Source organism: Escherichia sp. GZ89 (assembly GCF_019366485.1).
GTDB classification, from domain to species: Bacteria; Pseudomonadota; Gammaproteobacteria; order Enterobacterales; family Enterobacteriaceae; genus Escherichia; species Escherichia fergusonii.
This window is the reverse complement of the sequence record NZ_JAEOHX010000024.1, coordinates 1-18,777: the sequence shown is the minus strand read 5'-3', so window position 1 is coordinate 18,777 and position 18,777 is coordinate 1. Positions and strand designations below refer to the sequence as shown.

Annotated in this window: 18 protein-coding genes and 1 tRNA gene; 8 read left to right on the top strand and 11 right to left on the bottom strand. The window is 49.9% G+C overall.

Going from position 1 to position 18,777, the window contains the following annotated elements; all coding sequences use genetic code 11:
- Window positions 1-147: 147 nt before the first annotated feature.
- Complete coding sequence (amiC, locus tag K0335_RS21620) at window positions 148-1,401, bottom strand: N-acetylmuramoyl-L-alanine amidase AmiC (RefSeq protein WP_000017148.1); 1,254 nt, start codon at window positions 1,399-1,401, stop codon at window positions 148-150.
- A gap of 231 nt (window positions 1,402-1,632) precedes the next feature.
- Between amiC and argA the strand changes: the two genes are divergently transcribed.
- Window positions 1,633-2,964 carry an amino-acid N-acetyltransferase gene (argA, locus tag K0335_RS21615; RefSeq protein WP_000238002.1) on the top strand — a complete coding sequence of 444 codons (1,332 nt, stop codon included), beginning with the start codon at window positions 1,633-1,635 and terminating at the stop codon, window positions 2,962-2,964.
- A 62-nt stretch (window positions 2,965-3,026) separates the two neighbouring features.
- Here argA and K0335_RS21610 read toward each other — a convergent pair whose 3' ends face one another.
- Window positions 3,027-3,776, bottom strand: coding sequence for a C40 family peptidase (locus K0335_RS21610; RefSeq protein WP_219394118.1), 750 nt, complete (start codon window positions 3,774-3,776; stop codon window positions 3,027-3,029).
- 300 nt (window positions 3,777-4,076) lie between these two features.
- Here K0335_RS21610 and dpaA point away from each other — a divergent pair, with 300 nt between their 5' ends.
- On the top strand, window positions 4,077-4,817 hold the full coding sequence (gene dpaA, locus K0335_RS21605; RefSeq protein WP_001225689.1) for a peptidoglycan meso-diaminopimelic acid protein amidase: 741 nt from the start codon (window positions 4,077-4,079) through the stop codon (window positions 4,815-4,817).
- Here dpaA and K0335_RS21600 read toward each other — a convergent pair.
- A complete protein-coding gene (locus tag K0335_RS21600) occupies window positions 4,788-5,555 on the bottom strand; it encodes a class II glutamine amidotransferase (RefSeq protein ID WP_001355142.1) in 768 nt (255 codons plus the stop codon). The genes dpaA and K0335_RS21600 overlap by 30 nt on opposite strands.
- A gap of 121 nt (window positions 5,556-5,676) precedes the next feature.
- Window positions 5,677-6,255 (bottom strand): D-sedoheptulose 7-phosphate isomerase, encoded by a 579-nt coding sequence (gene lpcA / locus K0335_RS21595; RefSeq protein ID WP_001353440.1) that lies wholly within the window; start codon window positions 6,253-6,255, stop codon window positions 5,677-5,679.
- Window positions 6,256-6,494: 239 nt separating this feature from the next.
- Here lpcA and fadE point away from each other — a divergent pair, with 239 nt between their 5' ends.
- Window positions 6,495-8,939 (top strand): acyl-CoA dehydrogenase FadE, encoded by a 2,445-nt coding sequence (gene fadE, locus K0335_RS21590; protein ID WP_000973062.1) that lies wholly within the window; start codon window positions 6,495-6,497, stop codon window positions 8,937-8,939.
- A 42-nt stretch (window positions 8,940-8,981) separates the two neighbouring features.
- On the opposite strand, the gene ivy is transcribed toward fadE, so the two are convergent.
- Window positions 8,982-9,428 (bottom strand): Ivy family C-type lysozyme inhibitor, encoded by a 447-nt coding sequence (gene ivy / locus K0335_RS21585; protein WP_001308392.1) that lies wholly within the window; start codon window positions 9,426-9,428, stop codon window positions 8,982-8,984.
- A gap of 180 nt (window positions 9,429-9,608) precedes the next feature.
- Between ivy and yafV the strand changes: the two genes are divergently transcribed.
- A complete protein-coding gene (gene yafV / locus K0335_RS21580; protein ID WP_104920586.1) occupies window positions 9,609-10,379 on the top strand; it encodes a 2-oxoglutaramate amidase in 771 nt (256 codons plus the stop codon).
- A gap of 98 nt (window positions 10,380-10,477) precedes the next feature.
- On the opposite strand, the gene K0335_RS21575 is transcribed toward yafV, so the two are convergent.
- Together K0335_RS21575 and dnaQ are read right to left on the bottom strand one after the other, a co-directional pair.
- Window positions 10,478-10,554 (bottom strand) — tRNA-Asp (locus tag K0335_RS21575).
- Window positions 10,555-10,686: 132 nt separating this feature from the next.
- Entirely contained in the window at window positions 10,687-11,418 is a 732-nt protein-coding gene (gene dnaQ, locus K0335_RS21570) for a DNA polymerase III subunit epsilon (protein WP_001366128.1), read from the bottom strand.
- A 64-nt stretch (window positions 11,419-11,482) separates the two neighbouring features.
- Between dnaQ and rnhA the strand changes: the two genes are divergently transcribed.
- On the top strand, window positions 11,483-11,950 hold the full coding sequence (rnhA, locus tag K0335_RS21565) for a ribonuclease HI (RefSeq protein ID WP_000917883.1): 468 nt from the start codon (window positions 11,483-11,485) through the stop codon (window positions 11,948-11,950).
- Here the strand turns inward: rnhA and K0335_RS21560 are convergent.
- A complete protein-coding gene (locus tag K0335_RS21560) occupies window positions 11,947-12,669 on the bottom strand; it encodes a class I SAM-dependent methyltransferase (RefSeq protein ID WP_001353445.1) in 723 nt (240 codons plus the stop codon). The two genes, rnhA and K0335_RS21560, sit on opposite strands and share 4 nt — an antisense overlap.
- Before the next feature lie 33 nt (window positions 12,670-12,702).
- Here K0335_RS21560 and gloB point away from each other — a divergent pair, with 33 nt between their 5' ends.
- Together gloB and mltD are read left to right on the top strand one after the other, a co-directional pair.
- The gene (gene gloB / locus K0335_RS21555; RefSeq protein WP_104920588.1) at window positions 12,703-13,458 is read left to right on the top strand and encodes a hydroxyacylglutathione hydrolase; all 756 of its coding nucleotides are present in this window, start codon (window positions 12,703-12,705) and stop codon (window positions 13,456-13,458) included.
- Window positions 13,459-13,529: 71 nt separating this feature from the next.
- A complete protein-coding gene (gene mltD / locus K0335_RS21550) occupies window positions 13,530-14,888 on the top strand; it encodes a murein transglycosylase D (RefSeq protein WP_000644684.1) in 1,359 nt (452 codons plus the stop codon).
- Between the two features lie 47 nt (window positions 14,889-14,935).
- Here the strand turns inward: mltD and K0335_RS21545 are convergent, their stop codons facing one another.
- Both K0335_RS21545 and K0335_RS21540 read right to left on the bottom strand, forming a co-directional pair.
- Window positions 14,936-15,706, bottom strand: a complete 771-nt coding sequence (locus K0335_RS21545) for a class I SAM-dependent methyltransferase (RefSeq protein WP_000211712.1) — start codon at window positions 15,704-15,706, stop codon at window positions 14,936-14,938.
- 76 nt (window positions 15,707-15,782) lie between these two features.
- Complete coding sequence (locus tag K0335_RS21540) at window positions 15,783-16,583, bottom strand: endonuclease/exonuclease/phosphatase family protein (protein WP_001230983.1); 801 nt, start codon at window positions 16,581-16,583, stop codon at window positions 15,783-15,785.
- A 240-nt stretch (window positions 16,584-16,823) separates the two neighbouring features.
- On the opposite strand from K0335_RS21540, the gene yafC reads away from it, so the two are divergent.
- A complete protein-coding gene (gene yafC / locus K0335_RS21535; protein WP_000648590.1) occupies window positions 16,824-17,738 on the top strand; it encodes a DNA-binding transcriptional regulator YafC in 915 nt (304 codons plus the stop codon).
- Here the strand turns inward: yafC and dkgB are convergent.
- Window positions 17,735-18,538 (bottom strand): 2,5-didehydrogluconate reductase DkgB, encoded by an 804-nt coding sequence (gene dkgB / locus K0335_RS21530; protein ID WP_000997057.1) that lies wholly within the window; start codon window positions 18,536-18,538, stop codon window positions 17,735-17,737. The two genes, yafC and dkgB, sit on opposite strands and share 4 nt — an antisense overlap.
- Window positions 18,539-18,777 lie beyond the last annotated feature (239 nt).

Here is an 18,777-nt window from a genome sequence, read left to right as displayed (position 1 = left end):
GGGTGGAGCAGCCTGGTAGCTCGTCGGGCTCATAACCCGAAGGTCGTCGGTTCAAATCCGGCCCCCGCAACCAATTACTAAAGCACCCTGTTGGGTGTTTTTTTGTTTCTGCTCTCGATAAAAAAAGCGCCATTCAGCGCTTTTTTATCATCCCCTTCTCGCCAGCGTCGCACCATCGGCAAAGTAAGCTTTGATCCCTGCAAGAATAGATTCAGCAATCTCCTGCTGGAAAGTTGCGGTTTTCAACTTTCGTTCTTCCTCAACGTTACTGATAAATGCCGTTTCCACCAAAATGGATGGAATATCTGGCGCTTTTAGTACAGCAAACCCGGCCTGTTCAACCTGATTTTTATGCAGTTTGTTGATTTTACCCAGCTTATTCAATACAGCCTTACCAAACTTCAGGCTGTCGGCAATGGTCAGTGACTGCACCATATCGAACATGGTGTGGTCAACATAGCGGTCGCCACTCTTGCTCACACCGCCAATCAAGTCCGAGGCGTTCTGCGTTTGTGCCAGATATTTTGCAGCGGTACTGGTCGCCCCTTTAGTCGAAAGCGCAAATACCGAGGAACCGCTCGGTTGGCGACTGGTAAAAGCGTCAGCATGGATAGAGACAAACAGGTCGGCACGCTGTTTCTGCGCTTTAGCCACACGTACCTGCAACGGAATGAAGATGTCTTCATTGCGCGTCATGTACACCTTCATGTTGCCCTCTTTCTCGATCAGAGAGCGCAGACGGCGAGCTATTTGCAATACCACGTCTTTTTCGCGTGTTTTGTATTTCCCCACCGCACCGGAGTCTTCGCCGCCGTGGCCAGGGTCAAGCATGATGACTATCGGGCGATCGCGACCTGCTTTACCCGGTTGTGGACCACTTTGTGCTGGCGGCACCTGCTTTTCAAGATCGCCTTTGTTGTAATCTTCTAACAATGCCAGCAGCGGATCCTGCATGTCCTGGGCATTGGCTGGGTAAAGATCCATCACCAGACGCTCTTTAAACCCGGCAACCGGAGCCAAAGCGAAAATCTGTGGTTTTACATTTTGCTTGAGTTCAAAAACCATTCGCACAGTTTGTGGATCAAACTGCCCTACCCGTGCTGATTTTATGAAAGGATCATCAGTTCGTATTTGCGCCGCCACACCTTTCAGCACGGTGTTAAGATTTACGCCTTCGAGATCAACCACCACACGTTCAGGATTACTCAACGCAAATTGTTTGTATTTCAGCAGGCGACTCGATTCTACTGTGACACGCGTATAACTCGATGCAGGCCAGACACGTACAGCGACAACCTGACTGACCGCTGCCAGTCCCACCTGACTTACGCTCAATAGCCACATAGCTCCCGCCCCTTGTAATAAGCGACGACGGCTGATTGCTGAATTGGTTCCTGACATGCTACTCCCGAGCAAAAATCTAAACGGTAAAGATACACAAAACGACCAAATTGACCGGAAACTTTAGCGAATAGCGCATAATCTGTCATCTATTAAACAGTAAACATTCTTTTTATATTCACGAAATTACTGATAAAAAACTGCAGACCGGGCAAAATTTGCGCTTGCATGGTGGAGAAAAACAGAATAAAAATACAATAATTTCGAATATTCATGCAAAGAGGGCGAGCCGTGGTAAAGGAGCGTAGTACCGAACTTGTTCAGGGGTTCCGTCATTCTGTTCCCTATATCAACACCCATCGGGGAAAGACGTTTGTCATTATGCTCGGCGGCGAAGCCATTGAGCATGAGAACTTCTCCAGTATTGTCAATGATATTGGCTTATTACATAGCCTCGGAATTCGTCTGGTTGTAGTTTATGGAGCCCGACCACAAATCGATGCCAACCTTGCAGCGCATCAACATGAGCCGCTTTATCACAAGAATATCCGCGTAACAGATGCCAAAACGCTGGAACTGGTTAAACAGGCTGCTGGCACATTACAATTGGATATCACCGCTCGCCTGTCGATGAGTCTAAATAACACGCCGTTACAGGGCGCGCATATTAATGTGGTCAGCGGTAATTTCATCATTGCGCAGCCACTGGGCGTTGATGATGGTGTGGATTATTGTCATAGCGGACGTATTCGCCGTATTGATGAAGAAGCGATCCACCGCCAACTGGACAGTGGTGCAATCGTGTTGCTCGGACCTGTGGCCGTTTCTGTCACTGGCGAAAGTTTTAACCTGACCTCGGAAGAAATTGCGACCCAACTCGCCATTAAACTGAAAGCAGAGAAAATGATCGGTTTCTGCTCATCTCAGGGCGTGACTAATGACGATGGCGATATTGTATCTGAACTCTTTCCTAACGAAGCTCAGGCGCGTGTAGAAGCACAGGAAACGGCTGGCGATTATAACTCAGGCACCGTACGCTTTTTACGCGGTGCGGTGAAGGCCTGCCGCAGTGGCGTGCGGCGTTGCCATTTAATTAGCTATCAAGAAGATGGCGCACTACTACAGGAACTGTTCTCCCGTGACGGTATTGGTACGCAGATTGTTATGGAAAGCGCAGAACAAATCCGCCGCGCCACTATTAATGATATTGGCGGTATTCTGGAGTTGATTCGCCCGCTGGAACAACAGGGAATTCTGGTACGTCGCTCGCGCGAGCAACTGGAGATGGAAATCGACAAATTCACCATTATTCAGCGCGATAATACAACTATTGCCTGCGCCGCGCTCTATCCATTCCCGGAAGAGAAGATAGGCGAAATGGCATGTGTGGCGGTACACCCGGATTACCGCAGTTCAGCACGTGGTGAAGTCTTACTTGAACGAATTGCTGCACAGGCCAAACAGATAGGATTAAGCAAACTATTTGTTCTTACTACCCGCAGTATTCACTGGTTTCAGGAACGCGGGTTTACACCTGTGGATATTGATTTGCTGCCAGAAAGCAAAAAGTTGATGTACAACTATCAGCGTCGTTCCAAAGTGTTAATGGCGGATTTGGGCTAATCCGGTTCGGTGCCGGATATGAATCATATCCGGCGCTTCGAGTGTCACACACGCTCTGCTGGCTACAGGATCGTTTCTTCAGTCAAAATCCGTCTAGCCCCCAAAAAATGATCCTGCCAGAAAGGTTCAGCTAACCGGCTTACCCGAATGGTTTCCCCCGTTCGCGGCGACTCGATAAACTGACCGTCTCCCAAATACACGCCTATATGATCGGCAATCTCACGGCTGTGGATATGGAAAAACAGCAAATCTCCCCGGCGCAGGTCGTTGTTCGCCACAATCGTTGCCCGATGGTAGTGATACATCTCATTGGCCGTACGCGGGAGCTTCGCCTCGAGGATCTTGTTGTAGGCATAAAAAACCAACCCGCTACAGTCGAAGCCTTGATCAGGCCGCGTGCCGCCCCAGACGTAAGGCTTGCCAAGCTGCTGCTCCAGACGGTGAATCGCTACTTCGGTGATGTTATGCAGATGGTCGCTGCTTAAAAAGTGGTTGTTTTCTGCCAGCACCTGCCAGCGTCTGTCACTCGCCTTGAGCGGTGCAGGAACCCATTCTGGATGCTGTTTTACCTGCTCCCGGTTGTGCTGGCGCAGCGCCCTTCTGCTTTCTGCATTGCCTTCCACAATGTAGTTCGCCTGTTTTTTTAGATGCACCTGGTACTGTTTTAGCAGTCTGGCACGGTTTTGCATCCGCTGGCGGGCGGCGTAACTGAGAGAGATAGGTGATGTGGTAGCGCTGGCGAGTAAAGGGAGCAAAACGCATAACGAAAACACGCCTGGATGGAGAAATCTGCCGTGAAAGAATGAAGACATGAAGGACATAAACCAGCTGAATGAAGGAGAGAATTTTAAAAGGTTGGGGGAGTAAACGGGATTATTAATTGCTTATTTGCATATTACTTACGAGGTTTCATAATCTTAGGAAATAAGTGATACATGCGCTTTTCGGACTATTGAAAACTGCCCTTGTGCTAAATTTGTAAACCCAGCGCCGACAGGCTTGCGTAAAACTCTTTTGGTGATAATGTGAGCCTTCCAAATCCAGACTATTCCGATTTGGGATCTATTTTGCCGTCCTGGCGTGTGTAACCGTTTTATCAAGGAATAAGCAGTATGCGTAAAATCGCATTAATTCTTGCGATGTTGTTGATCCCGTGCGTTTCGTTTGCCAGTTTGCTGGGCAGCAGTAGCTCGACCACACCAGTGAGCAAAGAGTATAAGCAGCAGTTGATGGGATCCCCTGTCTACATCCAGATCTTCAAGGAAGAACGTACGCTCGATCTCTACGTCAAAATGGGCGAGCAATATCAACTGCTCGATAGTTATAAAATCTGTAAATATTCCGGCGGTTTAGGGCCAAAACAGCGTCAGGGCGATTTCAAAAGCCCGGAAGGGTTTTATAGCGTCCAGCGTAATCAGTTAAAACCAGACAGCCGTTACTACAAAGCGATTAATATTGGTTTCCCCAATGCCTATGATCGTGCGCATGGTTATGAAGGGAAATACCTGATGATTCACGGCGATTGTGTTTCCATCGGCTGCTACGCGATGACCAATCAGGGTATTGATGAGATCTTCCAGTTCGTTACCGGTGCGCTGGTATTTGGTCAGCCGAGCGTGCAAGTGAGTATTTACCCATTCCGCATGACCGACGCCAACATGCAGCGCCATAAATATTCCAACTTTAAGGACTTCTGGGAGCAACTGAAGCCGGGCTACGACTACTTTGAACAGACCCGTAAGCCACCGACCGTTTCTGTGGTCAATGGCCGTTACGTCGTCAGCAAGCCGTTGAGCCATGAAGTGGTGCAACCACAGCTGGCATCAAACTACACGCTCCCCGAGGCAAAATAAGCGCCATTCGCCTGGCATAATCTTTTGCCAGGTTTCATTGCCCGTCAGCGGCTGTGTCGCAATCACCGTGACCACATCATTCGGTGTGGTCTGCGAGCTGAAGTCGATTTCCACATCCTGATCCAGCAACGTTGCCACGCCAAACGGCGCGCGGCGGGTGATCCAGTGCAGATTGGTCGAGCAATACGCCATTACATAGCGTCCGTCCGAAAGTAGCATGTTGAAAACGCCCTTCTGCCGCAGTTCATCCGCCAGTGAGGCGATATATTTAAACACTGCCGCCATGTTGCCCGGTGTGCGCGGGTAACGCTGCGTTAATTTATGCAGCAGCCAGCAAAAGGCTTTTTCGCTGTCGGTTTCACCTACCGGGCGGAAGTTGCCGGTTTCCAGTGACTTGTACCCCGTCAGTTGCCCGTTATGGGCATAAGTCCAGTTGCGTCCCCATAACTCGCGGGTAAACGGATGAGTATTTTCCAGTGCCACCTCGCCCCGATTCGCCTGGCGAATATGAGCAATTACCGAGCAGGATTTGATTGGATAGTCCTGGACCAGTTTGGCGATAGGGGAATTAAAGCTGGGTTGCGGATCTTTAAATGTGCGACAGCCTTTACCTTCGTAAAAGGTAATGCCCCAGCCATCTTTATGTGGCCCGGTTCCACCACCACGCTGCACCAGACCGGTGAAACTAAAGCAGATATCGGTAGGAACGTTGGCGCTCATCCCGAGCAATTCGCACATGGGTAACCTCCACAACAGCGGGAGCGCATGGCCCCCGGCGAAGATTGATTAAAAAGTAATAAGGTGCAGGCTGTTACCCTCACCCCGGCCCTCTCCCTGAAAGGGAGAGGGAGAAAAGCCCTTACTTAGCCATCTCTTTTTCAATTAACTGGATCAGGATATGGATCACTTTAATGTGAATCTCCTGAATGCGGTCGGCATAACCAAAGTGCGGAACGCGAATTTCGATATCCGCCGTGCCAGCCATTTTGCCGCCGTCTTTACCGGTCAGGGTGATCACTTTCATCCCCTTCTCACGCGCCGCTGCGATCGCTTTGATCACGTTTGCAGAGTTACCGGAGGTGGAAATCCCCAGCAGTACATCGCCTTCGCGACCTACCGCTTCAACGTAGCGGGAGAAAATATCATTGAAACCGAAATCATTACCGACGCAGGAAATATGACTAACGTCAGAAATGGCAATCGCCGGGTAGCCCGGACGGTTTTCACGGTAGCGACCGGTCAACTCTTCGGCAAAGTGCATGGCGTCGCAATGGGAGCCGCCGTTGCCGCAGGAAAGCACTTTGCCACCGGCTTTAAAGCTGTCTGCTAACAGGACCGCCGCGCGCTGAATGGCGTGAATATTGGCGTCATCTTTTAAAAAGTTAGCCAGCGTTTCCGCCGCTTCGTTCAGTTCATTACGAATAAGATCCTGGTACATGAGGATATCCTTCAGCATAAATGTAATAGACAAAATGCAGTGTACCGGATACCGCCAAAAGCGAGAAGTACGGGCAAGTGCTATGACCAGGACTTTTTGACCTGAAGTGCGGATAAAAACAGCAACAATGTGAGCTTTGTTGTAATTATATTGTAAACACATTGCTAAATGTTTTTACATCCACTACAACCATATCATCACAAGTGGTCAGACCTCCTACAAGTAAGGGGCTTTTCGTTATGATGATTTTGAGTATTCTCGCTACGGTTGTCCTGCTCGGCGCGTTGTTCTATCACCGCGTGAGCTTATTTATCAGCAGTCTGATTTTGCTCGCCTGGACAGCCGCCCTCGGCGTTGCTGGTCTGTGGTCGGCGTGGGTACTGGTGCCTCTGGCCATTATCCTCGTGCCATTTAACTTTGCGCCTATGCGTAAGTCGATGATTTCCGCACCGGTATTTCGCGGTTTCCGTAAGGTGATGCCACCGATGTCACGCACTGAAAAAGAAGCGATTGATGCAGGCACCACCTGGTGGGAAGGCGACTTGTTCCAGGGCAAGCCGGACTGGAAAAAGCTGCATAACTATCCGCAGCCGTGCCTGACCGCTGAAGAGCAAGCGTTTCTCGACGGCCCGGTAGAAGAAGCCTGCCGGATGGCGAATGATTTCCAGATTACCCATGAGCTGGCTGATTTGCCGCCAGAGTTGTGGGCGTACCTCAAAGAGCATCGTTTCTTCGCGATGATCATCAAAAAAGAGTACGGCGGACTGGAGTTCTCGGCTTATGCCCAGTCTCGTGTGCTGCAAAAACTCTCCGGCGTGAGCGGGATCCTGGCGATTACCGTCGGCGTGCCGAACTCATTAGGTCCGGGCGAACTGCTGCAACATTACGGCACTGACGAGCAGAAAAATCACTATCTGCCGCGTCTGGCGCGTGGTCAGGAGATCCCTTGCTTTGCACTGACCAGCCCGGAAGCGGGTTCCGATGCGGGCGCTATCCCGGATACCGGGATTGTCTGCATGGGTGAATGGCAGGGCCAGCAGGTGCTGGGCATGCGTCTGACCTGGAACAAACGCTACATTACGCTCGCGCCGATTGCGACCGTGCTTGGTCTGGCGTTTAAACTCTCCGACCCGGAAAAACTTCTGGGTGGCGCAGAAGATTTAGGCATTACCTGTGCGCTGATCCCGACCACCACGCCAGGCGTGGAAATTGGTCGTCGCCACTTCCCGCTGAACGTACCGTTCCAAAACGGACCGACGCGCGGTAAAGATGTCTTCGTACCGATCGACTACATTATTGGCGGACCAAAAATGGCCGGGCAAGGCTGGCGGATGCTGGTGGAGTGTCTCTCCGTAGGCCGTGGTATTACCCTGCCTTCCAACTCAACCGGCGGCGTGAAGTCGGTGGCGCTGGCAACCGGCGCGTATGCACACATTCGCCGTCAGTTCAAAATCTCTATCGGTAAGATGGAAGGGATTGAAGAGCCGCTGGCGCGTATTGCCGGTAATGCCTACGTGATGGATGCTGCGGCATCGCTGATTACCTACGGCATTATGCTCGGCGAAAAACCTGCCGTGCTGTCGGCTATCGTTAAGTATCACTGTACCCACCGTGGGCAGCAGTCGATTATTGATGCGATGGATATCACCGGGGGTAAAGGCATTATGCTCGGTCAGAGCAACTTCCTGGCACGAGCTTACCAGGGCGCACCGATTGCCATCACCGTTGAAGGGGCCAACATTCTGACCCGCAGCATGATGATCTTCGGTCAGGGAGCGATTCGTTGCCATCCGTACGTGCTGGAAGAGATGGAAGCGGCGAAGAACAATGACGTTAACGCGTTCGATAAACTGCTGTTCAAACATATCGGTCACGTCGGTAGCAACAAAGTTCGCAGCTTCTGGCTGGGTCTGACGCGCGGTTTAACCAGCAGCACGCCAACCGGCGATGCCACTAAACGTTATTATCAGCACCTGAACCGCCTGAGTGCCAACCTCGCCCTGCTTTCTGATGTTTCGATGGCGGTGCTGGGCGGCAGCCTGAAACGTCGCGAACGCATCTCGGCACGTCTGGGTGATATTTTAAGTCAGCTTTACCTCGCCTCTGCCGTTCTGAAGCGTTATGACGATGAAGGCCGTAATGAAACCGACCTGCCGCTGGTGCATTGGGGCGTACAGGATGCGCTGTATCAGGCTGAACAGGCAATGGACGATTTACTGCAAAACTTCCCGAACCGCGTGGTTGCCGGGCTGCTGAATGTGGTGATCTTCCCGACCGGACGCCATTATCTGGCACCGTCTGACAAACTGGATCATAAAGTGGCAAAGATTTTACAAGTGCCAAACGCCACCCGTTCACGTATTGGCCGCGGTCAGTACCTGACGCCGAGCGAACATAACCCGGTTGGTTTACTGGAAGAGGCGCTGGTGGATGTGATTGCCGCCGATCCGATTCATCAGCGGATCTGTAAAGAGCTGGGTAAAAACCTGCCATTTACCCGTCTGGATGAACTGGCACACAACGCGCTGGCGAAGGGGCTGATTGATAAAGATGAAGCCGCCATTCTGATAAAAGCTGAAGAGAGCCGTCTGCGTAGTATTAACGTTGATGACTTTGAGCCGGAAGAGCTGGCGACGAAGCCGGTAAAGTTGCCGGAGAAAGTTCGGAAAGTTGAAGCCGCATAATTGAATAACGGAGCCGAAAGGCTCCGTTTCTTTATCCGCTAATTATTTAAAATTAAAGCCATCCGGATGGTTTTCCAGACTGCCGGTCAACGCCGCGAACAGCACCGTTTTACCATCAATCGAAAGCGCATCGTTCACATTCAGCCAGGTGAGTTTCTCTTGCGACGTTTTCTCATCAATAGTCGAGAACAGCCCCGTCATCTGATTAGATTTCTCGGACCACATCACAGCGATACGTTGCGAACCACAGTCATGCGGTTTGCACGCGCTCATCACCTGATACGTCTCATCACCCAATGTCACGGTTTGTGCGGGAGTATAAGTACCGCCTTTCATCACCCAGGCAGGCAACTTATGCCCTTGTACCATCTGATTAAACGCAGCTTTGGTGGTTTCGCCCTTTGCAAGGCTGCTAATGGTTAAATCATCCTGCGCCATTGCACTGGTGGCGATGACCAGAGCGGCGACTGTTGTTATTGCCTTAAACATCATTCCTCCCGAGCTTATCCTGCCCATGTTATTAACCTGCTAAAGCCTGGCGATAACACGATAATTTGCAAATCAGATATTTCCAATATCAGCATTTGTTATCAATCTATTCTGCGCTAAGGCAACTGCCTGATAAGGTGTTAAAGTTATAAAACCCTTCACATAAAGGAGTTGTACACCGTGCCTGGCTTGAAGATTACGCTTTTGCAGCAACCACTGGTGTGGATGGATGGTCCTGCCAACCTGCGCCATTTTGATCGTCAACTAGAAGGTATTACCGGGCGCGATGTGATCATTCTGCCGGAGATGTTTACCAGTGGCTTTGCCATGGAAGCGGCAGCTTCGTCGCTAGCACAAGATGACGTAGTGAACTGGATGACAGCCAAAGCGCAGCAGTGCAATGCGCTGATTGCCGGCAGTGTTGCATTACAAACGGAGTCTGGTTCGGTTAATCGCTTTTTGCTGGTTGAGCCGGGCGGCAAGGTGCATTTTTATGACAAGCGTCATCTGTTCCGAATGGCAGATGAGCATCTTCATTATAAAGCGGGCAATGCGCGAGTGATTGTGGAATGGCGCGGCTGGCGTATTTTGCCGCTGGTGTGCTACGACTTACGTTTTCCGGTGTGGTCGCGCAATCTCAACGATTATGACCTCGCCCTGTACGTCGCCAACTGGCCTGCTCCGCGCTCTCTGCACTGGCAGGCATTGCTGACGGCCCGCGCGATTGAGAATCAGGCATATGTGGCGGGATGTAATCGCGTCGGCAGCGATGGCAACGGCTGCCATTATCGCGGTGACAGCCGGGTGATTAATCCACAGGGCGAGATTATCGCTACTGCCGACGCGCATCAGGCAACGCGCATTGATGCCGAGTTGTCGATGGCGGTGTTAAGGGAATATAGAGAAAAGTTTCCGGCATGGCGGGATGCGGATGAATTCACATTGCGTTAGGGGGTAAATATGGCTACGAGATAAGTTTCGTGGCTATTTTTTTCTGGAACTTAAACGACGAAAGCCTGAATCATTACTGACTCAGGCTTTCTGAATATTGGCGGAACGGACGGGACTCGAACCCGCGACCCCCTGCGTGACAGGCAGGTATTCTAACCGACTGAACTACCGCTCCGCGTAGTGTTCCGTTGGGAACGAGGCGAATATTACGGATTGCCTCACCCTTCGTCAATGGTTTTTCTCATCTTTTGAATCGTTTGCTGCAAAAATCGCCCAAGTCGCTATTTTTATCGCCTTTCACAGATAATTACGCCCGCCAGAGGCAGCTTCCACCCTTCTTCTGCACCAGATCAAGACGGGCTTCATGTGCTGCAAGCTCTTCATCTGTCGCAAAAACAACGCGTAACTTACTTGCCTGACGCACAATGCGCTGAATTGTTGCTTCACCTTGTTGCTGTTGTGTCTCTCCCTCCATCGCAAAAGCCATCGACGTTTGACCACCGGTCATCGCCAGATAAACTTCCGCAAGGATCTGGGCATCGAGTAATGCCCCGTGCAGCGTTCGTTTACTGTTATCTATTTCGTAGCGGGCACATAACGCATCGAGGCTGTTTCGCTTACCGGGAAACATTTTCCTCGCCACCGCAAGGCTATCGGTGACCTTACAGAAGGTATTGGTCTTCGGAATATCGCGCTTGAGCAACGAGAACTCATAGTCCATAAAGCCGATATCGAACGCTGCGTTATGGATCACCAACTCCGCGCCGCGAATATAGTCCATGAACTCATCGGCTACTTCGGCAAACGTGGGCTTATCGAGCAAAAACTCATCGGCAATACCATGTACGCCAAAGGCTTCCGGATCCACCAGCCGATCGGGTTTGAGATAAACATGGAAGTTATTGCCCGTCAGGCGACGGTTCACCACTTCAACGGCACCAATCTCAATGATCTTGTGGCCTTCATAGTGCGCACCAATCTGGTTCATACCGGTGGTTTCGGTATCGAGAACGATCTGGCGTGTAATTGCAGTGCTCATAGCGGTCATTTATGTCAGACTTGTCGTTTTACAGTTCGATTCAATTACAGGAAGTCTACCAGAGATGCTTAAACAGGTAGAAATTTTCACCGATGGTTCGTGTCTGGGTAATCCTGGACCCGGGGGTTACGGCGCTATTTTACGCTATCGCGGACGCGAGAAAACCTTTAGCGCTGGCTACACCCGCACCACCAACAACCGTATGGAGTTGATGGCCGCTATTGTCGCGCTGGAGGCCTTAAAAGAACATTGCGAAGTCATTTTGAGTACCGACAGCCAGTATGTCCGCCAGGGGATCACTCAGTGGATCCATAACTGGAAAAAACGTGGCTGGAAAACAGCAGACAAAAAACCAGTAAAAAATGTCGATCTCTGGCAACGTCTTGATGCTGCATTGGGGCAGCATCAAATCAAATGGGAATGGGTTAAAGGCCATGCCGGACACCCGGAAAACGAACGCTGTGATGAACTGGCTCGTGCTGCGGCGATGAATCCCACACTGGAAGATACAGGCTATCAAGTCGAAGTTTAAGCCTGTGGTTTACGACATTGCCGGGTGGCACCAACCGCCTGGCGAATTCGTGGCTTGTTTTTACTCTGTTTCATCGGATTTAGCGTTAAAGGAATAGTCCGTTTCCGGGCAACGATAAGTTGTAAGCAACCAAGCGCAGGAATATGCGCATTCAATAGTTTTCCACCGTGTTTGTTCCACGGGAGAACGTGGAAACGGCTGGCGTGCAGCACTTCAAAATTCAACAAAGAGAGCCAGTCCAGTTGCCGCATCAGAGTAAACATCCGGCTGTTATAGGGCGAGTTTTTTCGCAATACCGGCACAAGTTTGCGCAATCCCATTAAACTGATGGGATTAAAGCCACTAATGACCAGCCAGCCATCATCAATCAATACCCGATCGGTTTCACGCAATAAACGATGCGGATCGGTGCACCACGGCAATGTATGTGCCAGTAGACAAACATCAACGGATTTATCGGCAAAAGGAAGATGAAGTGGGTCCGCCTGCACCTGGACGGGCATTCCTTGCGCAGAAACATTCACTTGATGAGAAACCGCGCACGCTTCGCAATTGATTTCTGCGCTTAAATTGCCAATCTTAAGCAGATGAAAACCATACATTTTAGTGAACCACGGGTTGAGCTGGCGCTCCAGCGCCTTGCGATAAAGCTCTCCCCAGGGCAAATCGCCCCAGCAATCAGGAGCCACGACAGTTTGAGGGACTCTTGCCGGTTTCATCACAACCTTCCGTTTCACACTGAGAGGTAATCTATGAATCTTAACAGTATTCCCGCCTTTGATGACAATTACATCTGGGTTTTGAATGATGAAGCAGGTCGCTGCCTGATTGTCGATCCCGGAGACGCAGAGCCGGTATTAAACGCCATTGCCGCCAATAACTGGCAACCGGAGGCCATATTTCTTACCCACCATCACCACGATCACGTTGGAGGCGTAAAAGAACTGGTGGAAAAGTTTCCGCAAATTGTGGTGTATGGTCCACGAGAGACACAAGATAAGGGAACAACACAGGTAGTCAAAGATGGCGAAACTGCCTTCGTTTTGGGGCATGAATTTAGTGTAATTGCCACACCGGGTCACACTTTAGGACATATCTGTTACTTCAGTAAACCTTATCTATTTTGCGGCGACACGCTGTTTTCTGGTGGGTGTGGTCGGTTGTTTGAAGGGACACCATCACAAATGTATCAATCACTTAAAAAGTTAAGTGCGTTACCTGACGATACATTGGTATGTTGTGCTCATGAATATACGTTATCAAATATGAAGTTTGCTTTGAGTATTCTTCCGCACGATTTGTCCATAAATGATTATTATCGTAAAGTTAAGGAGTTACGGGCAAAAAATCAAATAACACTACCCGTTATTCTGAAAAATGAGCGGCAAATTAATATTTTTTTAAGAACGGAAGATATTGATTTAATTAATGTAATTAATGAAGAAACATTATTGCAACAACCTGAAGAGCGTTTTGCATGGTTAAGGTCAAAGAAAGATAGGTTCTGATAAAACTTTCTTGTCATCGGCTCCGTTCGCCGTTATGATCGGTCGTCTTTTAAGCAACTATTGACACACACATGAAGGCAAAAGCGATATTACTCGCCTCTGTCCTGCTCGTGGGTTGCCAGAGTACCGGCAACGTTCAACAGCACGCACAGAGCCTTTCTGCAGCTGGTCAAGGGGAAGCAGCAAAGTTTACAAGTCAGGCACGATGGATGGACGATGGGACGTCTATCGCGCCAGATGGTGACTTGTGGGCTTTCATTGGCGACGAGCTAAAGATGGGAATTCCGGAAAACGACCGGATTCGCGAGCAGAAACAGAAATATTTACGCAATAAGAGCTATCTCCACGATGTAACTTTACGGGCAGAGCCGTATATGTACTGGATAGCCGGGCAAGTTAAAAAACGTAACATGCCTATGGAACTGGTACTACTACCCATAGTGGAGAGCGCTTTTGATCCTCACGCGACGTCTGGCGCCAATGCCGCAGGTATTTGGCAGATCATTCCGAGCACGGGGCGCAATTATGGTTTGAAACAGACCCGCAATTATGACGCGCGTCGCGATGTTGTTGCTTCAACAACTGCCGCGCTGAACATGATGCAGCGTCTGAACAAGATGTTTGACGGCGACTGGCTTCTGACCGTAGCGGCTTATAACAGCGGCGAAGGTCGGGTCATGAAGGCAATTAAAACGAACAAAGCGCGTGGGAAATCCACGGACTTCTGGTCATTACCATTGCCGCAGGAAACGAAGCAATACGTGCCTAAAATGCTGGCATTGAGTGATATTCTCAAAAACAGCAAGCGTTATGGTGTACGTCTGCCAACGACTGATGAAAGCCGTGCTCTGGCGCGTGTGCACCTGAGCAGCCCGGTTGAAATGGCGAAGGTTGCAGATATGGCGGGGATTTCCGTCAGCAAGCTGAAGACATTCAACGCTGGCGTGAAAGGCTCCACGCTGGGCGCAAGTGGCCCGCAGTACGTGATGGTGCCAAAGAAGCATGCAGATCAACTGCGTGAATCTCTGGCTTCTGGCGAAATTGCTGCCGTACAGTCGACACTGGTTGCCGACAATACGCCGCTTAACAGCCGTGTTTACACCGTACGCTCTGGCGACACGCTTTCAAGCATCGCTTCACGTCTCGGCGTAAGCACCAAAGATTTGCAGCAGTGGAACAAACTGCGGGGATCTAAGCTGAAAGCAGGCCAAAGTTTGACGATTGGTGCAGGCAGTAGCGCACAGCGGTTGGCAAACAACAGCGATAGCATTACGTATCGTGTACGCAAAGGCGATTCGCTTTCAAGCATTGCTAAACGCCACGGCGTGAACATCAAAGATGTGATGCGCTGGAACAGCGACACTGCGAATCTGCAACCAGGCGATAAGCTGACGTTGTTTGTGAAAAACAACAACATGCCAGATTCCTGACAAACCAGATAATAAAAAGGCACCGATTCCCCCGGTGCCTTTTTTATTTATGCTGCTTTATGTGCTTCTACCATGATGATATCACTGGTGAAAGAGCAGTCATTCTGCAAGGCAAAATACGTTCTCACCTCTGTCGATGCGCTCTGTTGGTAAATGCGAATAGCGTCTACTAACGTTTCTGGCGTACGCATTCTCACGACCCATGAAGAAAATTCCAGCGGTAACTTATCTGTAATTAAATTATCAACTATCAGATTGGCTTCATTGATTAACGCCAACCACTCACCGCAGGCGTAATTACGCACATGTGATGTATCGCGTAACGCTTCTACCGTCTGTAACCAGATATCACGTACCGGATGTCCTGGCGACATGACGTCCATCACAATCAGCATACCGCCGGGCTTCAATACCCGATTCACTTCGCGCAGTGCTGCGCCGACATCATGCCAGTGATGAGCAGAATAACGGCTGATCACAATATCAAAAGCGTTATCGGCAAATGGCAGACTTTCGGCATATCCCTGGCGGGTGGTGATATTTTTCAGTTGCCGGGCTTCGGCAGCTTGTGCCACGACATCCAGCATTTGGGCAGATAAGTCATACGCCACCACCGCGCTAACGTTCTGCGCAGCGACAAAGCTGGCATGCCCTGCTCCGCAGCCCATATCAAGTACACTTGCATCAGGATAATCAGCCAGACGCACCGCCAGGCGCTGTAAATCTCGCCCGGATGCATGTACGGTACTGGTTAAATACTCACTGGCCTGCGAGCTAAACTGCTTTTCTACGTGGTCATGGTGGGATTGTGTTGTCATTGCGCTGTCCTTTTATTGTTTGATTAAAAAGGGCAGCGCCAAACGTTGGTCTGCCCTGTGGCAGACCTGACATACCTTATTTATCAGGCTTGCCGGGACTGAATTCAACGAGTAGCGGATTGTGGTCGGAAGCACGCGTCACCAGTACAGAAGCTTCGCTGACGTTCAGACCACGGTAGAAAACAAAATCAAGCGGTCGGCCAAACGCACGTCGACGCTGATCATCAGTAAAACGCACCTGGCGCAGCGACATTTCCCGCGCAAAGCGATATAACGCGTTCATCCTTCTACGGCTCCAGGCATTGAAATCTCCCGCCATAATGACCGGGCCGCTGTGGTGAGCTATCTGATCACCAATAGGAAGTAACTGCTTACTATAGACATCCACGCCCAGACTGAAATTGACGGCGTGTATATTAACCACCATCAACAGGCGGGTGTCAGGTAATGGATAGACCGTCACCAGTGCCGACTTCGCCAGACGCAAAATGGGTTCTCGTTCACGTAACGGGCAGCAATACACTGGATGCGCCGCCGAAAGGGTCATTACACCGGAAGGATGTTGTGGCAGCACGAAAGCGGGTACCTGATCGGCAGCAAGATAGTTAGCGGTCGCAAACTGTACTAACTCTGGCGTTGTCTGCGCTTCCTGCAATAACACCAGATGTGCATCTTTGCCGTAGTTCTTTAATACCGACAACCATTCAGCGCGTTGCTGTTTGTATATGTTCCACACCAGGATCCGAATACGCTCTTCGGTACTTAACGGTTCTCCGGGCGGTAATGCCTGGCCGATGCTCGCAAAAGACCCCGGCGGTAAGATCCTTTCCGCTGGTTGTCCGGCAACATAGCGCATGGCATAGGTGTTTTTTCGCACTTTTGACTTTGAAACCTCTATTACGTCAACCCTTCCGCACTCGGGAGGTTTCTACTGTTATAGGGATTTTAGCTCACTCTTTCAACGAGCAATTGTATATTGTTATGTAAGCAAGTGCTTACACCGGCCAGAATTTTACTCATTGTTGAGAACACTAAATCGGATGACATATCTCGTGTCCTGATGGTTTAATGACAAATAAATTCAAAATATCTCTTCAATTTTGCAACAGGGGCAAAAATGAAAGCTACGTCGGAAGAACTCGCCATTTTTGTTTCGGTCGTCGAAAGCGGCAGCTTTAGCCGGGCAGCGGAACAATTAGGGCAAGCAAACTCAGCGGTAAGCCGGGCGGTGAAAAAGCTGGAGATGAAACTTGGTGTCAGCCTGCTTAATCGGACCACGCGGCAACTTAGCCTGACGGAAGAAGGCGAGCGTTATTTTCGTCGCGTACAGTCAATTTTGCAGGAGATGGCAGCGGCAGAATCAGAAATTATGGAGACGCGTAATACACCGCGTGGACTGTTGCGCATCGATGCCGCAACTCCAGTGGTGCTGCACTTTCTGATGCCGTTGATTAAGCCTTTCCGTGAACGCTATCCGGAAGTCACTTTATCACTAGTCTCCTCCGAAACGATTATTAATTTGATCGAAAGAAAAGTGGATGTCGCGATACGCGCCGGTACGTTAACGGATTCCAGCTTACGTGCCAGGCCGTTATTTAACAGTTATCGAAAAATTATAGCCTCCCCCGATTATATTTCCCGCTATGGGAAGCCAGAAACGCTCGACGATTTAAAGCAACATGTTTGCCTGGGATTCACTGAACCCGCTTCCCTCAATACCTGGCCGATAGCCTGTAGCGATGGACAATTACATGAGGTGAAGTACGGTTTGTCATCCAATAGTGGGGAAACACTGAAACAGCTTTGCCTGAGTGGCAACGGGATTGCGTGTTTGTCCGACTACATGATCGACAGAGAAATCGCTCGCGGAGAATTGGTGGAGTTAATGGCAGATAAAGTGTTGCCAGTGGAAATGCCATTTAGTGCAGTCTATTACAGCGACCGTGCGGTAAGTACGCGCATCCGGGCTTTTATCGATTTCCTTAGCGAGCATGTAAAAACAGCTCCCGAAGGAGCTGTCAGAGAGGCTTAATCCCATTCAGGAGCCAGACCTGCCGGGCTAACCAGGCGGTCGTTGCAATCCAGTGCGGCGATCGCTTTTTTATCTTCGGCATCAAACTGTAAATTTTGTGCCTTAAGATTACTCTCCAGGTTTTCACGTTTAGTAGAAGAAGGAATTACTGAGTAACCTTCCCCCATAGCCCACGCCAGAATCACTTGTGCCGGAGTCGCATTGTGTTTAGCTGCAATACGAGCAATAACCTCATCTTTCAGGGCCTTCCCATATGCCAGCGTCATATAGGAAGTAATATGGATACCGTGCTGTTTAGCCCAATCGACTACTTTACGGTTTTGCAGATAAGGAGAGAGTTCAATCTGGTTGGTAGCGATATTTTCAGCGCCAACAGCAGCAATCGCTTTTTCCATCAATGGGATCGTGAAGTTGGAAATACCGATCTCACACGTCAGACCTTGTTTTTTCGCTTCCAGCAGCGCCTGCATAAACTCTTCAACAGAGACTTCATCGTTTGGTGACGGCCAGTGGATTAGCGTCAGATCAACATAATCGGTACGCAATTTTTGCAGGCTCTCTTTCAGACTTGGGGTCAATTTATCTTTGCTGAGATTTTCAATCCAGATTTTAGTGGTGATGTAGAGTTCATTACGTGGCACACCACTTTCTGCAATCGCCTGACCTACTGCGGCTTCGTTATCATAGATTTGTGCGGTATCAATTGCGCGATAACCAAGTTCAAGCGCCGTTTTCACAGATGAAATAACAACGTCGTCTTTCAGACGAAAAGTACCTAAACCAAATGCAGGGATAGCCATAATATGCCTCTTTTAATGCTATGTTCGTTAACTGAGATGATTATGGACTTTAGACTGTTGCGGAAAAAGGGCGTAAAACGCAGAGGATTTTTGCGATTTTGGCAATAATAGAAATACAGACGAAAAAAAAACCTCGAGCGTTAACTCGAGGCTTCTTAATAAGTGGCGGAACGGACGGGACTCGAACCCGCGACCCCCTGCGTGACAGGCAGGTATTCTAACCGACTGAACTACCGCTC

Excerpts from the sequence above, each read along its gene's own strand:
- K0335_RS21600 (WP_001355142.1), bottom strand. The coding sequence starts at position 5,555 with ATGTGCGAATTGCTCGGGATGAGCGCCAACGTTCCTACCGATATCTGC.
- K0335_RS21610 (WP_219394118.1), bottom strand. The coding sequence starts at position 3,776 with ATGTCTTCATTCTTTCACGGCAGATTTCTCCATCCAGGCGTGTTTTCG.
- yafC (WP_000648590.1), top strand. The coding sequence starts at position 16,824 with ATGAAAGCTACGTCGGAAGAACTCGCCATTTTTGTTTCGGTCGTCGAA.
- gloB (WP_104920588.1), top strand. The coding sequence starts at position 12,703 with ATGAATCTTAACAGTATTCCCGCCTTTGATGACAATTACATCTGGGTT.
- rnhA (WP_000917883.1), top strand. The coding sequence starts at position 11,483 with ATGCTTAAACAGGTAGAAATTTTCACCGATGGTTCGTGTCTGGGTAAT.
- dkgB (WP_000997057.1), bottom strand. The coding sequence starts at position 18,538 with ATGGCTATCCCTGCATTTGGTTTAGGTACTTTTCGTCTGAAAGACGAC.
- ivy (WP_001308392.1), bottom strand. The coding sequence starts at position 9,428 with ATGTTTAAGGCAATAACAACAGTCGCCGCTCTGGTCATCGCCACCAGT.
- mltD (WP_000644684.1), top strand. The coding sequence starts at position 13,530 with ATGAAGGCAAAAGCGATATTACTCGCCTCTGTCCTGCTCGTGGGTTGC.
- lpcA (WP_001353440.1), bottom strand. The coding sequence starts at position 6,255 with ATGTACCAGGATCTTATTCGTAATGAACTGAACGAAGCGGCGGAAACG.
- fadE (WP_000973062.1), top strand. The coding sequence starts at position 6,495 with ATGATGATTTTGAGTATTCTCGCTACGGTTGTCCTGCTCGGCGCGTTG.
- K0335_RS21545 (WP_000211712.1), bottom strand. The coding sequence starts at position 15,706 with ATGACAACACAATCCCACCATGACCACGTAGAAAAGCAGTTTAGCTCG.
- K0335_RS21560 (WP_001353445.1), bottom strand. The coding sequence starts at position 12,669 with ATGAAACCGGCAAGAGTCCCTCAAACTGTCGTGGCTCCTGATTGCTGG.
- dpaA (WP_001225689.1), top strand. The coding sequence starts at position 4,077 with ATGCGTAAAATCGCATTAATTCTTGCGATGTTGTTGATCCCGTGCGTT.
- dnaQ (WP_001366128.1), bottom strand. The coding sequence starts at position 11,418 with ATGAGCACTGCAATTACACGCCAGATCGTTCTCGATACCGAAACCACC.
- amiC (WP_000017148.1), bottom strand. The coding sequence starts at position 1,401 with ATGTCAGGAACCAATTCAGCAATCAGCCGTCGTCGCTTATTACAAGGG.